This window comes from Labrys sedimenti, from assembly GCF_034424805.1.
Lineage (GTDB): Bacteria > Pseudomonadota > Alphaproteobacteria > Rhizobiales > Labraceae > Labrys > Labrys sedimenti.
The window spans coordinates 1-14,924 of the sequence record NZ_JAXOUF010000002.1 but is presented as its reverse complement, the minus strand read 5'-3'; the positions used below and the strand labels follow the sequence as shown (position 1 = coordinate 14,924).

The following is a 14,924-nucleotide window of genomic DNA, read 5'->3' as shown; positions in this document are numbered from 1 at the left end:
GCATGATTTCCAGAGAATGGCGAAAGGGCGAAACAGGCCTCCGACATAATGGGACGGACGGGCTATGGCTACCGGAACCTCGCCGGACCATGCTAAAAGCCCTGCATGGACAAGGGTTGCGTAAGGAGGGCAGGCCGATGATGCAGTTCAAGGGGGCCAAATCTATCTTGGCAAGAAGCACCCTGGCAGCGCTCCTGATCTGTGGACTTGGACAGGCAGCCTTCGCCCTCGACATCGGTCCGACCACGATATCCGTGCCGGTCTTCGGCATTCCCCTCGACATTCCGATCCAGGCTTCCCTCGACAGCAAGAGCGAGACCGACGGCGTCCAACTCGACCTCGCCGTCACTGGTGACCTGAAATCGCTGCAGGACAACGCTCTGGCGATCGCCCGCAAATTGCCGTTTCCGCAGGATGCCTGTGCCCGCAAGGGCCCCAATCTCGTGGTCAACTCAATTGATAGCGCCCATATTCGCGCCGAGGGCGACACGGCGGTGATCGACGTCGCCGGCAAGGTGACGGCCTGGGGTTGCGCCAAGGTGCTGGGGCAGAAGATCAAGACCAAGATCGCCACGGACAGGATTGCCATCACCATCCCGGTCGAGCTCTACATTCCGACGCCGCGCCAGGTCGCGCTACGCGTGAAGGGAGAAGCCTCGATCAAGACCGGCGATCCGCAAATCACCGAAATCGCGACTGCCCTGCTCGGCAATCTCAACCAGCGCTTCACCGATGCCGTGGCCAAGGCCCTCGACAAGGACAAGGCCCGGGCCTCCGTGCCGGAGATACCGGGCCTCGACGTCAGGATCGAACGGGCCGTGTTCGCCCAGGATCAGGACAGGCTCCTGGTCAAGGCCAAGGCGGATGGCCATGCCACCTCAGCTGCCTTCGAAAGCCTGATCGGGCTGGCCGGCCAGAAGGCGCCGTAAGCAGCCTCAAAGCTGCTGCCTGAGCGTTTCCTGCACGGCGGAATCAAAGGAATCTGCCTTCTTCCTGCCCGACTTGGCGCGTTCCGCCGTGACGAAGGCATCGCGCTTGCGATTGATCTCGGCGAGCTTGTCCTGCAGGGCCTTGCGCTTGGCGAGTTGTTCCTCGACATAGGCCTTGCGCTCGGCGTCGGACTTGCCCTGCAGCACCTTGGGAAGCGCGGAGGCTGCAACCTTGTCGAGGCTCTGGCGGCCATTGGCGATGTCGGCGGTGAGATCCCCCTCGCCGGTCACGACCTCCTTGGGCCCGGCCTTCTTGCTGTAGAAGCTGGAATTGTCGACCTGGGCTGGTGCCGGAGCCTGCTTGCGCAGGTCCATCTTGTTGCGGACGGCCTGCTGCCTTTCGCCATCGCCATAAGGCAGCACGGTATCGTCGAGCGATTGCTGCAACTGCAGAATGTCCTCGTCATAGGGCGTGGGCACTTCGACGATCTGGCCGCCATCCTGGGGGATCGGCAAATAGCGGCCATTGCCGCGGCGAGCGATGTCCTGCCAGATCTGCCGGGTGTCGCCGGCATCGCCGGCCTGGACCGCATTGACCACGATGCCCTTGGCAACGGCCGCCTTGACGACCTCGGGATAGCGCGGCGCGTTGGGGTAATCCATGTGGGGCGGCGCATCCCCCACCAGGAAGATGATCTTGCGGGTCTGGCCTCCGCTGTCCCATTGCAGGCTGCGGACGGCCTTGTCCAAGGCCTCGTTCACGGATTCGGGCGTGTCTCCGCCACCATCGGCGGTGTATTGCACCAGATCGCCATAAAGCCCCTGGATGTCGCCGGTGAGGGCATGGACATCCGTGACATAGGCATCGCCACGGTCGCGGTAGCCGATCAAAGCCATGCGGATCTCCGCATCCGGATTGGCGTCGACGATGGCGTTGGCGATCGACCAGATCTTGCGCTTGGCGCCGTCGATCAGGCTCGCCATCGAGCCGGTGGTGTCGAGCACGAAGGCAACCTCGACGCGCGGGCGCAGTTGCGCATCCGGAGCTGCGTAGGCAGGCAGGATAGGCGCTGCGAGCGCCAGCAGGCTGGCCGTCGCGAAAGCGAGGCGAAGAGGAAATTTCACGGCATGTCTCCCGGGCGTTCTGCAATCGAATTGCGGCAGGCCAAGCTTCCCGCCGATGATGGCAAAGTCGGGCTTTGGCTGTGGCGCAAGCGCGGCGGAGTTCCCCTTTGCCCATCATCTGTTCCGCGTGAAACACATCTCGCCGGCCAGCCCCGCCGCGTGCCGGCTTGTCATCCCCTGCCACAGGCTCGAATGTGGTCTCGCCGCCATTCGAGCGGCATGGCCTGCCGCTCTTTAGGCATGACCAGACAATTGAGGATCAGGAGGAAATTTCTATGAAGCGATTAATGGCCGCCCTCGTGCTGGCCGCAGGCGCATTCCTGGCTTCGCCCGCCTATGCTGCCCCCGAAAAGATCATTCTCGACACGGATTTCTCGACGATCGGCGATGACGGCCAGGTGCTGATCATGGCGGCCCAGTTGCAGAAGGATAAGGCGATCGACCTCCTGGGCATCACCGTCGTCACCGGCAACGACTGGTTGAAGCAGGAAGTCGCCGATGCCCTGCGCGCCGTCGAACGCCTCGGCATCGAGGACAGGGTCGGCGTCTATGCCGGCGCGAACCTGCCCCTCGTTCACGATCCCAGGAGCTTCGAGCACGAGCGTGCCCTGTTCGGCTTCGGGGAGAGCTACAAGACCTCGTTCCATCGCCCGCAGCCCAAGGAGGCCGACCTGATCGCCCCGCCGGACGGCTTCGCCAAGAAGGCGAAGCTGCGCAAGGAGGATGCTGTCGACTTCATCGTGGAGACGATCAAGGCCAATCCGCACGAAGTCTCACTGCTGGTGATCGGGCCGGCCACCAACATCGCCCTGGCGATCCGCAAGAATCCGGAAATCGTGCCGCTGATCAAGCGTATCGTCTACATGGCCGGCGCGGTCGACGTGAAGGGCAATACCACGCCCGCCGCCGAAATGAATGTCTGGATCGATCCGGAGGCCGCCCGTATCGTCATGCGCGAGCCGATCGAACAGGCCCTCATTCCCCTTGATGTCACCGACATCACCCAGATCGGCAAGCCCGAATTCGATCGCCTCACCGCCGGCGAAGGCCCGGTCCAGAAGCTCTTCCGGGACAGCTGGATGGCCAAGAAGTTCGCCAAGAACGATAAGGCCAAGGCCAGCGTGTTCGATACGCTCGCCCTCGCCTATCTGGTCGATCCGAGCTACGCGACCAAGGTCGACGATCTCTATATCGACGTCGATGTGGCGTTCGGGCCGGGCTATGGCCGCACGCTCGGCTATTGGCAGAAGCAGCCGACGGACCTCCTGCAGAAGGTGAAGGTGGTCAAGCAGTTCGACAACAAGCGCTTCTTCGATTTCTACGTCGATCTTCTGACCCGTCCGGTGCCGGTCAAGCTCGCACCCTAGGCGCCCGCTGCCCTACGAGACTTGGCGGACATGAGCCAAAGGCCGGTGTGCCGATCTTCGGATCGGCACTCTGGTCGGCAGGCGCGCCGCTTTCGAGAATGCCGGTTCCGCTCTATCCTTTGACGGAGCTGAGAAGACCGGCACACCATGTTTCGGCGTCCCGCCTGCGAAAAACCGGTCCTCTTCAGGCCTTGGAAAGGAGACGAGGCTAGCTTTGCACCGCCGCGCCCGCTAAAAGCGGCGTTTCAAAATCAACTGTCAGTTGACTATTCAACGCCGAGTTCCCTTCCCCATGACCACCGAGCGCTATAACGCCCGCGACGCCGAGCCCAGATGGCAGAAGACCTGGGCCGACCAGGCGATCTTCGAAACCAGGAATGAGGATCCGCGTCCGCGCTACTACGTGCTCGAGATGTTCCCCTATCCTTCCGGGCGCATCCATATGGGCCATGTGCGCAACTACACCATGGGCGACGTGGTGGCGCGCTATCGCCGGGCCAAGGGCTTCAACGTGCTGCACCCAATGGGCTGGGATGCCTTCGGCATGCCGGCCGAGAATGCCGCGATGCAGAACAAGACGCATCCGGCCAAATGGACCTATGCCAATATCGACACCATGCGCGGCCAGCTCAAATCGATGGGCCTGTCGCTGGACTGGAGCCGCGAGATCGCGACCTGCGATCCCTCTTATTATCGCCACCAGCAGGCGATGTTCCTGGACTTCCTGCAGTCGGGCCTGGTCGAGCGCAAGGTTTCCAAGGTCAATTGGGATCCGGTCGACCACACGGTGCTGGCCAATGAGCAGGTGATCGACGGCCGTGGCTGGCGCTCGGGCGCCCTGGTCGAGCAACGCGAGCTGACCCAGTGGTTCTTCAAGATCACCGATTACTCGCAGGACCTGCTCTCGGCCCTGGACACGCTGGATCGCTGGCCCGAAAAGGTCCGGCTGATGCAGAAGAACTGGATCGGCAAGTCGGAAGGCTTGCAGGTGCGCTTCGAGCTCGACACGGCGACGGCGCCGGCGGGCGAGAACGAACTGCTGATCTACACCACCCGCCCCGACACGCTGTTCGGCGCCAAGTTCATGGCGATCGCGGCCGATCACCCGCTCGCCAAGGCCGCCGCCGCGAACAACCCGGAACTGGCTGCGTTCATCGAGGAGATCGGGCGTACGGGCACCTCGGCCGCCGTGATCGAAACGGCCGAGAAGAAGGGTTTCGACACCGGCATCCGTGCCGTGCATCCTTTCGATCCCGATTGGAAGCTGCCGGTTTACGTCGCCAATTTCGTGCTGATGGAATACGGCACGGGCGCCATCTTCGGCTGCCCGGCGCATGACCAGCGCGACCTCGACTTCGTCAATGCCTATGGCCTGGGCAACACGCCGGTGGTGTGCCCACCGGACCAGGACCCGGCCAGCTTCGTGATCACCGACGTCGCCTATGACGGCGACGGGCGGATGATCAATTCGCGTTTCCTCGACGGCATGACCATCGAGCAGGCCAAGGAAGAAGTGGCCCGTCGCCTGGAAAGCAGGACGCATGGCAACGCACCAGTGGCCGAGCGCAAGGTCAATTTCCGCCTGCGCGACTGGGGCATCTCGCGCCAGCGCTATTGGGGTTGCCCGATCCCGGTGATCCATTGCGAGGTCTGCGGCGTGGTGCCGGTGCCCAAGAAGGACCTGCCGGTCAAGCTGCCCGACGACGTCACCTTCGATCGGCCCGGCAATCCGCTCGACCATCATCCGACCTGGCGCCATGTCGACTGCCCGCAATGCGGCAAGCCGGCCCGGCGCGAGACGGACACGATGGACACCTTCGTCGATTCTTCCTGGTATTTTGCCCGGTTCACCGATCCGTGGATCGAGACGGCGCCGACGGTGCGCAAGGAAGCCGATGCCTGGTTGCCGGTCGACCAGTATATCGGCGGCATCGAGCACGCCATCCTGCATCTGCTCTATAGTCGCTTCTTCGTGCGCGCCATGAAGAAGACCGGCCATGTCGGCCTGGACGAGCCGTTCAAGGGCCTGTTCACCCAGGGCATGGTGGTGCACGAGACCTATCGCGCTGAAAATGGCGAATGGGTGGTGCCGGCCGATGTGCGCATCGAGGGCGACGGCGCCGAGCGCCGCGCCGTCAACAACCGCACCGGCGAGCCGGTCGAGATCGGCTCGATCGAAAAGATGTCGAAGTCGAAGAAGAATGTCGTCGACCCCGACGACATCATCGCCGATTACGGCGCTGACACTGCGCGCTGGTTCATGCTGTCGGACTCGCCGCCCGAGCGCGACGTGATCTGGACCGAGGACGGCGTCCAGGGTGCCAGCCGCTTCGTGCAGCGCATCTGGCGCATCGTCAACGAGATCGCCGCCCAAATCCCCTCATCGGCTGCCCCCGCAAGCGAGGAAGATGTCCTCGCCGTGCGCAAGGCGGCACACCGTGCCCTGGCGGCCGTCGAGGGCGATATCGAGCGTCTCGGCTTCAACCGCTGCGTCGCCCATATCTACACGCTGGTGAACAGCCTGGGGCGCACGCTGGACGGCTACAAGAACGGCGAGGCGGTGCCCGCCAATCTCGCCGCTGCGCTGAAGGAAGCCGGCGTCATGCTGGTGCAGTTGATCGCGCCGATGATGCCGCATCTGGCCGAGGAATGCTGGAGCGTGCTGGGCTGTCAGGGCCTAGTGGCGCAGGCCTCCTGGCCGGTGGCCGATCCTGCGCTGCTGGAAGACGACACCGTCACCCTGCCGGTACAGTTCAACGGCAAGAAGCGGGCCGATCTGACGGTGCCGAAATCGGCATCGCCAAAGGAAGTCGAAGCTGCCACATTGGCGAACGAAACCGTCCAGCGCGTGCTGGAAGGGCGCGCTCCCAAAAAGATCATCGTGGTGCCGGGAAGGATTGTGAATGTCGTCGTCTAGTCAGACCTCGCGCCGCGGCGCACTGTTCGCCCTCGCCCTCGTGCCGGCGGTGATGCTGGGTGGCTGCTTCCGTCCGATGCTGGCCGAGCCCGGCAACGGTTCGCCCGGGCTGAAGAACAGGCTTGCCGCCATTGCCATCGATCCGGTCGACGACCGTGTCGGCCAGCAGGTGCGCAACCGGCTGTCGTTCAATCTCACGGGCGGCGCCGAGGCTCCGCCGGCGCGCTACCGGCTGGTGCTTGTAACCTCTTCCAGCTCCGATTCGGCGCTGGTCGACGCGCTGAACGCCACGCCGCAAATCGACACAGTGACACTGACAACCGACTACACCTTGCTCGACCCGGCCACGGACAAGATCCTGCTCAAGGCGAAGAACTTCACGCGCAAGTCCTATAATTCCGGCCTGCAGCGTTTCGCCACCGTACGCGCCCGACGCGATGCGGAGAACGATGCGGCCGACGTGATGGCTGACCAGATCCGCCTGAGGTTGGCGACTTGGCTCGCCGACCATCCCTGATGGCTGATTGACCCATGGCCTCCATCGAACGGCGCGCCGTCGATGCCTTCATCAAGAAGCCGGACGCCCATTTCGCGGTGATCATGGTCTATGGGCCGGATACCGGGCTGGTGAGCGAGCGAGTGCGCGCCCTGGTCGCAGCCTCGGTCGACGATGTCGAGGATCCGTTCCAGTTGGTCCGGCTCGACGGCGACGAGATCAGCGGTGATCCGGCGCGGCTCGCCGACGAGGTCTTCACGATTCCCCTCTTCGGCGGGCGCCGCGCCGTGCGCCTCAGGGCAGGCAGCCGCAATATCGTGCCGGCAGTCGAGCCCGTGCTCGCCAATCCGCCCAGCGCCTGCCGGGTCGTGATCGAAGCGGGCGACCTCAAGAAGAGCCATGCTCTGGTCTCCCTGGTGGAGAAGTCGCGCGCCGGCGCGGTGATCGCCTGTTTCGGCGACGAGAACGCCAATATCGGCCAGATCATTGCCGAGGAAGTCGCCCTTTCAGGCCTCACCATCGCGCCTGAAGCCCGAGAGACATTGATCGGGCTACTCGGCGGCGATCGCCTGGCCACCCGTAGCGAGCTGAAGAAACTCACGCTCTACGCCCATGGCGCCGGGCGCATCGAGCTCAGCGACGTCGAGGCCGTGGTAGGCGATGCCAGTGCGCTCGCCACCGACGAGATCATCGACGCTGCCTTTTCCGGCCGGGCGGATCTGCTCGACTCCACCCTCGCCAAGGCCTGGAACGAAGGCGTCAACACCTCGCAGCTGGCGGGAACGGCCCTGCGTCATGCACTCCTGCTTCACCGCCTGCGAGGCGAGGTCGAGAAGGGCCGCCCGGCCGCGGGCGTCGTCGATTCCATGGGCATGCAGGTGCATTTCCGACGCAAGGCCGGCGTCACGGCCCAGCTCTCGGCCCTGACCATGGCAAGGCTCGACCGCATCGTGGCGGACCTGTCGGAAGCCGTGCTCGACGCCCGCCGCAACGCCGTTCTGGGCCAGGCGATCGTCGCGCGTGCCTTGATGCGAATCGCCCTGATGGCGAAGCCTCGGAGGTAACCCGGGCGCGCGCTGTACGAATTCGCGTTGAGACGCCTATGATGGGGCGCCCTGCTCCCGCCCGGCTACTTCAGGATCTTGGTCTGATCGATATAGAAGATCTTGTCAGGCAGCTGCAGCTTGCGGTCGATGCCGGAAATGGTCACCGTGGTATCGTAGCCCTGCGGATCGGTGACGGTCCACTGCTTCAGATCATAGGCCGGTGCCGGAAAGGTCAGCTGGATGCGGGACTTGCCGCCGCTGGCAGCCGAGCCCTCCTCCAGGATGACGCTGATGCCGGCCGGCTCGTTGCCGACGGCCAGGACCTTGGAATCCTCGATCAGGTCGAGCCTGCTGGCCAGCAGGAAGCGCAGCGGCGTCTGCTTGATGAAATAGAGGTCCTGGGTGTTGAGCTTGCGGTTGCGCACCGCCACCGAGGTACCGTCGGCCAGCAATTGCAGCGAAGACGGCGGATCATAGTCGAAACGCATGCGGCCAGGCTTGGACACCCAGAACTTGCCGGTGATGCGCTTGCCGTCCGAGCCGACCTGCACGAAATTGCCGGAGAAGAACTTGATATTGTTGAAATAACTGTCGACCCGGTCGAGCGTCGCCTTATCGGCCGCACTCAGCGCCTTGGGATTGACGCGATGAGTGTCGATTTCCAGCGGCTGATTGGCGGCGACCAGGTCGGCCGGCGGCAACGCATCCGCGGGAGCAGGCGCCGTTTCGGCGGGCGGTGTGCCTGACTCGTTCTGCGCATAGGCTGTGCCGGCCAGCAAGGACAGGCTAAGAGCGACGAGAACGGTACGGGCAAAAGGCATTGCAAACTCCGGGACGGCCGGCCTGAGGGACCGGAACCGGCGACAGAAAACAGTGTGGGCACACTTCATAGCGTTTTGCGATTCGACGGTCTCACCAAGAATCGCAAAGACGCGTCAAAGCGAAGAACTAGAGCAAAGCGGCGTTTTCACCAAACGCGCTTTGCTCTGGGAAGTGTGCCCTAAAGCGTGTCTATGGCCTTTTAGCGACTTTGTGACAACAAAGCCGTGCCGAAGCTGCGATCAAATATGGATCGCGCGACCTTCGACGGCAAGCGCTGCCTCCTTGACCGCTTCCGACATGGTCGGATGTGCATGGCAGGAACGAGCCAGGTCCTCGGACGAGCCGGTGAACTCCATCAGCACCACGCCCTCATGGATCATCTCGCCGGCGCCGGCGCCGAGGATATGCACGCCGAGCACGCGGTCCGTGGTCGCATCCGCAATCACCTTGACGAAGCCTTCGGTGGTGCGGTTGGCGCGGGCACGGCCATTGGCGGTGAAGGGGAACTTGCCGACCTTGTAGGCGATGCCGGCCGATTTGAGCTCTTCCTCGGTCTTACCCACCGAGGCGATCTCGGGGTAGGTGTAGACCACCGCCGGAATGACGTCATAGTTCACATGGCCATGCTGGCCGGCCAGGATCTCGGCGACGGCGATGCCCTCGTCCTCTCCCTTATGCGCCAGCATCGGCCCGCGTACCACGTCGCCGATAGCGTAGATGCCGGGGACATTGGTGGCGAAATGGTCGTCGATGATCACGCGTCCGCGCTCGGTGACGACGCCGGCTTCCTCCAGGCCGAGGCCGTCCGTATAGGGGCGGCGGCCGGTGGCGACCAGGACGATGTCGGCCGCGATGGTCTGCTTGTCACCGCCGGCGACCGGCTCCACGGAAACGACGGCACCCGAGGCGCTGGTCTCGACACCGGTCACCTTGGTGGCAAGCTTGAATTCGATGCCCTGGCGGCCGAGCAGGCGCTGGGCCTGCTTGGCGACTTCCAGATCCATGCCCGGCAGGATGCGATCGAGGAACTCCACCACGGTGACCTCGGCGCCGAGGCGGCGCCAGACCGAGCCGAGCTCGAGGCCGATGACGCCGGCGCCGATGACGACCAGCTTCTTGGGCACGGCAGCCAGTTCGAGTGCGCCCGTGGAGGAGACCACGGTCTTCTCATCGATGGTGACGCTGGGGAGCTGCGCAACGTCCGAGCCGGTGGCGATCACGATCGACTTGGTTTCCAACGTCTGCTTCGAACCGTCTTCGGCCGTCACTTCGACCTTGCCGGCAGCCAGGATCTTGCCGGTGCCGCGATAGGCCGTGATCTTGTTCTTCTTGAACAGGAAGGCAACGCCCTGGACATTGGCGTCCACGGTCTCCTGCTTGTGCTTCAGCATCTGGGGCAGATTGAGCACCGGAGCGGGGACTTCGATGCCGAAGGCCTTGAAACCATGCCCGGCCTCGTCGAACAATTCGGAGGCATGCAGCAGCGCCTTGGACGGGATGCAGCCGACATTGAGGCAGGTGCCGCCATAGGTGGCGCGCTTCTCGACCACGGCGACATTCATGCCGAGCTGGGCAGCGCGGATGGCGCAGACATAGCCGCCGGGGCCAGTGCCGATAACGACGAGATCATGAGAGGGCATGGGGAGACTCGCTTCTGGGTGTCATCCCGGGCGCGCCGCAGCGCGAAGCGGTGCTGCGCAGACCCGGGACCGTCATCAGGATGAGGAATATTGCGGCACGCGATCCCGGATCTGCGGCACAACATTGCATGTTGCGCCGCGTCCAGGATGACGGCTGTTACAGGTCCAGCACGAGGCGAGCCGGATCCTCCAGGCTTTCCTTCACGCGCACCAGGAAGGTGACCGCTTCCTTGCCGTCGATGATGCGGTGATCATAGGACAGCGCCAGATACATCATCGGGCGCGCCACGATCTGGCCGCCGACCACCATCGGGCGCTCCTGGATCTTGTGCATGCCGAGAATGGCCGACTGGGGCGCGTTCAGGATCGGCGTCGACATCAGCGAACCATAGACGCCACCATTGGAGATGGTGAAGGTGCCGCCCTGCATCTCCTCGATCTTGAGCTGGCCGTCACGGGCCCGCTTGCCGAAATCAGCGATGGTCTTTTCGATGCCGGCAAGGCCGAGTGTCTCGGCATCCCGGATCACCGGCACGACGAGGCCCTTGTCGGTGCCGACGGCGACGCCGACATGGCAATAATTCTTGTAGATGATGTCCTGGCCGTCGATCTCGGCATTGACGGCCGGCATCTCCTTGAGGGCCTGGGTGCAGGCCCGCACGAAGAAGGACATGAAGCCGAGCTTCACGCCGTGCTTCTTCTCGAATAGGTCCTTGTACTGGTTGCGCAGCGCCATGACGTTGGTCATGTCGACCTCGTTGAAGGTCGTCAGCATGGCGGCGTTGGCCTGGGCCTCCTTGAGGCGGCGGGCGATGGTCTGGCGCAGCTTGGTCATGCGCACGCGCTCCTCGCGCGCGGCATCGGCCGGCGGCGAAGCGACGCGCGGCGCGGCCGGAACCGGGGCGGCGGCCGGCGCCGGAGCAGCTGCGGCGGAAGGAGCAGGCGCCGCAAGCACATCGCCCTTGAGGACCTGGCCACGGCGGCCCGAGCCTTCGATCTGGGCAGGGTCGAGCCCGCGATCGGCGGCGATCTTGGCGGCGGCAGGCGACGGCGGAGCCGCGGGAGAGACCGGTGCGGCGGCAGAAGGCGCGGCAGGAGCCGGGGCCGGGGCGGCTGGAGCCGGAGCCGCAGCAGCTGCCGGGGCAGCGGCTGCGCCGGAGCCCGCCGCGATGGTGCCGAGCGTAGCGCCCGGACCGACTGTCTCGCCGGTCTTGGCCAGGATTTCGCCGAGCACACCGGCGGCAGGAGCGTTGACTTCCAGCGTGACCTTGTCGGTCTCGAGCTCAACCAGGGGCTCGTCGGCCCTCACGGCTTCGCCAGGCTTCTTGAACCATTTGCCGATGGTGGCTTCCGTGACCGACTCGCCGAGAGTCGGCACCTTGATTTCCGTCGCCATGATTTCACGCCCGCCTTCAGGCGCCCTCTTTTCAATGGAGTTGCGACAAGCGGGATCAGGTCCCGCCTGTCGGTGCGAAATGAGCCCGTTAGATCGTCAGGGCTTCGTCGGTGAAGGCCTGCAGCTGAGCCAGATGCTTGGACATCAGGCCCGTCGCAGTCGCGGCGGAAGCCGGCCGACCGGCATAGGCAGCCCGCTTGGCCTTGGTGCCTGCCTGCCCCAGCACCCATTCCAGATAGGGCTCGACGAAAGACCAGGAACCCATGTTCTTGGGCTCTTCCTGGCACCAGACCACGTCGGCCTTGCGGAAGCGCGACAGCTCGTTGGCCAGCGACTTCAGCGGGAAGGGATAGAGCTGCTCGACGCGCAGCAGATAGATGTCGTCGATGCCCCGCTTCTCACGCTCGTCGAGCAGGTCGTAATAGACCTTGCCCGTGCACAGGATGACGCGCCGGATCTTCTCGTCCGCCACCAGCTTGGTGGTGGAGTTGCCGAACTGGGCGTCGTCCCACAGGATGCGATGGAAGGTGGTGTCCGCCCCCATCTCGCTGAGCTTCGAGACGCAGCGCTTGTGGCGCAGCAGCGATTTCGGCGTCATCAGGATCAAGGGCTTGCGGATGTCGCGCTTGAGCTGCCGGCGCAGGATGTGGAAATAGTTCGACGGCGTCGTGCAGTTGGCGACCTGCATGTTGTCCTCGGCGCACATCTGCAGGAAGCGCTCGAGGCGGGCCGAGGAATGCTCGGGTCCCTGCCCCTCATAGCCGTGCGGCAGCAGGCAGACCAGGCCGGACAACCGCAGCCACTTGCGCTCGCCCGAGGAGATGAACTGGTCGAACACCACCTGCGCGCCATTGGCGAAGTCGCCGAACTGGGCTTCCCACAGGGTCAGGGCCTTGGGCTCTGCCAGCGAGTAGCCATATTCGAAGCCGAGCACCGCCTCTTCCGAGAGCATCGAGTTGATGACCTCGTATTTGCCCTGGCCTTCGCGGATGTTCTTGAGCGGCGTGTAGCGCTTCTCCGTCTCCTGGTCGATCAGCACGGAATGGCGCTGGGAGAAGGTGCCGCGCTCGCAGTCCTGGCCCGACAGCCGCACGCGGTGACCCTCGTCGCACAGCGTGCCGAAGGCGAGAGCCTCGGCCGTCGCCCAGTCGATGCCTTCGCCGGTCTCGATCATCTTGCGTCGCGTATCGAGGAAGCGCTGGATGGTCTTGTGGACCTGGAACCCCTCGGGAACCGTGGTGAGCGCATTGCCGATGGTGGTGAGCTTGGCAACGTCGACGCCGGTGGCGCCGCGGCGCGGATCGTCGTCGGTAGCGCCGATGGCACGTAGCCCTGCCCACTGCCCGTCGAGCCAGTCGGCCTTGTTGGGCTTGTAGGCCTGGCCGGCTTCATGCTCGGCCTCCAGGCGGGCGCGCCAATCGGCCTTCATCTTCTCGACTTCGCCGGCCGTGACCACGCCGGTTTCGATCAGCTTGTTGGAGTAGAGCTCGACCACGCCCGGATGCGAGCGGATCTTGCGATACATCAGGGGCTGAGTGAAGCCTGGCTCGTCGCCCTCGTTGTGCCCGAAGCGGCGATAGCAGAACATGTCGATGACGACGGTCTTGTGGAAGGTCTGGCGGAACTCCGTCGCCACCTTGGCGGCAAACACCACCGCCTCGGGATCGTCGCCGTTCACATGGAAGATCGGCGCCTCGATCATCTTCGCCACGTCGGATGGATAGGGCGAGGAGCGCGAATAGCGCGGATAAGTGGTGAAGCCGATCTGGTTGTTGATGATGAAATGCATCGAGCCGCCGGTGCGGTGGCCCTTCAGGCCCGACAGGCCCAGGCATTCGGCGACCACGCCCTGGCCGGCGAAGGCAGCGTCGCCATGGATGAGCAGCGGCATCACCTTGGCGCGCGAATCGGTGTCGCCCTGCTGGTCCTGCTTGGCGCGCACCTTGCCAAGCACCACGGGATCGACGATCTCGAGGTGGGAGGGATTGGCGGTCAGCGACAGATGCACCTTGTTGCCGTCGAACTCGCGGTCCGAGGAGGCGCCGAGGTGGTATTTGACGTCACCCGAGCCTTCCACGTCGTCGGGCGCATAAGAGCCGCCCTTGAACTCGTGGAAGATGGCGCGGTGCGGCTTGCCCATCACCTGGGCCAGCACGTTGAGGCGGCCGCGATGGGCCATGCCCAGCACGATGTCCTGCACGCCCAGCGCGCCGCCGCGCTTGATGATCTGCTCCAGCGCGGGGATGGCCGATTCCGAGCCGTCGAGGCCGAAACGCTTGGTGCCGGTATATTTGACGTCGATGAACTTCTCGAAGCCCTCGGCCTCGATCAGCTTGGACAGGATGGCGCGTTTGCCCTCGCGGGTGAAGGTGATCTCCTTGTCGGCCCCTTCGATGCGCTGCTGGATCCAGGCCTTCTGGGCGGGATCGGAGACATGCATGAACTCGACGCCCAGCGTCGAGCAATAGGTGCGCTTGAGGATGGCCTCGATCTCGCGGACAGTGGCGAATTCGAGCCCCAGGACATGGTCGATGAAGATCTTGCGATCGAGGTCGGCCTCCGAGAAGCCATAGGTCTGCGGATGCAGCTCCTCGTGGTCGCGCGCCTCCTGCAGGCCGAGCGGATCGAGATTGGCAAAGAGATGGCCGCGCATGCGATAGGCACGGATCAGCATGATGGCGCGCACCGAATCGCGCGTCGCCTGCAGCATGGCCTCGGACGAGATGGTCGCGCCCTGGGCATCCGCCTTGGCCTTGATCTTCTCGCCGACCTTCTTCTCGATCTGGCCCCAATTGCTGTCGAGGGCCGAGACGATCTCTCCGTTGGCCACGATCGGCCAGTTGGGCTTGGCCCAGCTCGCGCCGCGCGCATTCTTCTCGACGATCGCCTTGTCGTCGGCGAGGCCGGCAAAGAAGGCCGCCCATTCGCCATTGACCGAGGACGGATTGTCCTCGTAACGCGCATAAAGATCTTCGAGATACTCGGCGTCGCCACCATAGGCGAAGCTTTGCAGGTTCCTATCGTCTTGACGATCCATCGTCCCGTTCCTTCGGTTCTGAAGGCCGGGGCCATGGCCCCGGTCCGATCTCAGCCCCTTGATGTCAACCCTTCAGCAGTTCGGTGAGCGTGGTACCGAGGCGTGCGGGGGAGGGAGAGACCCTGACGCCTGCGGCTTCGAGAGCGGCG

10 protein-coding genes are annotated in these 14,924 nt (G+C 64.3%); 5 read left to right on the top strand and 5 right to left on the bottom strand.

Annotation, left to right across the window (positions count from 1 at the left end):
- Positions 1 to 137: 137 nt before the first annotated feature.
- On the top strand, positions 138 to 929 hold the full coding sequence (locus tag U1R88_RS06455; RefSeq protein WP_068299204.1) for a hypothetical protein: 792 nt from the start codon (positions 138 to 140) through the stop codon (positions 927 to 929).
- A gap of 6 nt (positions 930 to 935) precedes the next feature.
- Here the strand turns inward: U1R88_RS06455 and U1R88_RS06450 are convergent, their stop codons facing one another.
- Positions 936 to 2,054: a vWA domain-containing protein gene (locus tag U1R88_RS06450; RefSeq protein ID WP_322430527.1), complete on the bottom strand. Its 1,119-nt coding sequence runs from the start codon at positions 2,052 to 2,054 to the stop codon at positions 936 to 938.
- Between the two features lie 275 nt (positions 2,055 to 2,329).
- Between U1R88_RS06450 and U1R88_RS06445 the strand changes: the two genes are divergently transcribed.
- The 4 genes from U1R88_RS06445 to holA all read left to right on the top strand — a co-directional run bounded on the left by U1R88_RS06445 (position 2,330) and on the right by holA (position 7,898).
- Positions 2,330 to 3,421 carry a nucleoside hydrolase gene (locus tag U1R88_RS06445; RefSeq protein WP_322430526.1) on the top strand — a complete coding sequence of 364 codons (1,092 nt, stop codon included), beginning with the start codon at positions 2,330 to 2,332 and terminating at the stop codon, positions 3,419 to 3,421.
- 292 nt (positions 3,422 to 3,713) lie between these two features.
- Positions 3,714 to 6,338 (top strand): leucine--tRNA ligase, encoded by a 2,625-nt coding sequence (gene leuS, locus U1R88_RS06440; protein ID WP_322430525.1) that lies wholly within the window; start codon positions 3,714 to 3,716, stop codon positions 6,336 to 6,338.
- Positions 6,325 to 6,855: an LPS assembly lipoprotein LptE gene (gene lptE, locus U1R88_RS06435; protein ID WP_322430524.1), complete on the top strand. Its 531-nt coding sequence runs from the start codon at positions 6,325 to 6,327 to the stop codon at positions 6,853 to 6,855. Before leuS ends, lptE begins: the two co-directional genes overlap by 14 nt.
- 14 nt (positions 6,856 to 6,869) lie before the next feature.
- Positions 6,870 to 7,898, top strand: a complete 1,029-nt coding sequence (gene holA / locus U1R88_RS06430) for a DNA polymerase III subunit delta (protein ID WP_322430523.1) — start codon at positions 6,870 to 6,872, stop codon at positions 7,896 to 7,898.
- A 65-nt stretch (positions 7,899 to 7,963) separates the two neighbouring features.
- On the opposite strand, the gene U1R88_RS06425 is transcribed toward holA, so the two are convergent.
- From U1R88_RS06425 to U1R88_RS06410, 4 genes are all read right to left on the bottom strand, one after another.
- Positions 7,964 to 8,701, bottom strand: a complete 738-nt coding sequence (locus U1R88_RS06425) for a LolA family protein (protein WP_068299238.1) — start codon at positions 8,699 to 8,701, stop codon at positions 7,964 to 7,966.
- Between the two features lie 240 nt (positions 8,702 to 8,941).
- Complete coding sequence (lpdA, locus tag U1R88_RS06420) at positions 8,942 to 10,342, bottom strand: dihydrolipoyl dehydrogenase (RefSeq protein WP_322430522.1); 1,401 nt, start codon at positions 10,340 to 10,342, stop codon at positions 8,942 to 8,944.
- A gap of 157 nt (positions 10,343 to 10,499) precedes the next feature.
- A complete protein-coding gene (gene odhB, locus U1R88_RS06415) occupies positions 10,500 to 11,738 on the bottom strand; it encodes a 2-oxoglutarate dehydrogenase complex dihydrolipoyllysine-residue succinyltransferase (RefSeq protein ID WP_322430521.1) in 1,239 nt (412 codons plus the stop codon).
- Between the two features lie 88 nt (positions 11,739 to 11,826).
- Positions 11,827 to 14,775 carry a 2-oxoglutarate dehydrogenase E1 component gene (locus tag U1R88_RS06410; RefSeq protein WP_322430520.1) on the bottom strand — a complete coding sequence of 983 codons (2,949 nt, stop codon included), beginning with the start codon at positions 14,773 to 14,775 and terminating at the stop codon, positions 11,827 to 11,829.
- Between the last annotated feature and the right edge of the window lie 149 nt (positions 14,776 to 14,924).

Excerpts from the sequence above, each read along its gene's own strand:
- holA (WP_322430523.1), top strand. The coding sequence starts at position 6,870 with ATGGCCTCCATCGAACGGCGCGCCGTCGATGCCTTCATCAAGAAGCCG.
- odhB (WP_322430521.1), bottom strand. The coding sequence starts at position 11,738 with ATGGCGACGGAAATCAAGGTGCCGACTCTCGGCGAGTCGGTCACGGAA.
- U1R88_RS06445 (WP_322430526.1), top strand. The coding sequence starts at position 2,330 with ATGAAGCGATTAATGGCCGCCCTCGTGCTGGCCGCAGGCGCATTCCTG.
- lpdA (WP_322430522.1), bottom strand. The coding sequence starts at position 10,342 with ATGCCCTCTCATGATCTCGTCGTTATCGGCACTGGCCCCGGCGGCTAT.
- U1R88_RS06455 (WP_068299204.1), top strand. The coding sequence starts at position 138 with ATGATGCAGTTCAAGGGGGCCAAATCTATCTTGGCAAGAAGCACCCTG.
- leuS (WP_322430525.1), top strand. The coding sequence starts at position 3,714 with ATGACCACCGAGCGCTATAACGCCCGCGACGCCGAGCCCAGATGGCAG.
- U1R88_RS06410 (WP_322430520.1), bottom strand. The coding sequence starts at position 14,775 with ATGGATCGTCAAGACGATAGGAACCTGCAAAGCTTCGCCTATGGTGGC.
- lptE (WP_322430524.1), top strand. The coding sequence starts at position 6,325 with ATGTCGTCGTCTAGTCAGACCTCGCGCCGCGGCGCACTGTTCGCCCTC.
- U1R88_RS06425 (WP_068299238.1), bottom strand. The coding sequence starts at position 8,701 with ATGCCTTTTGCCCGTACCGTTCTCGTCGCTCTTAGCCTGTCCTTGCTG.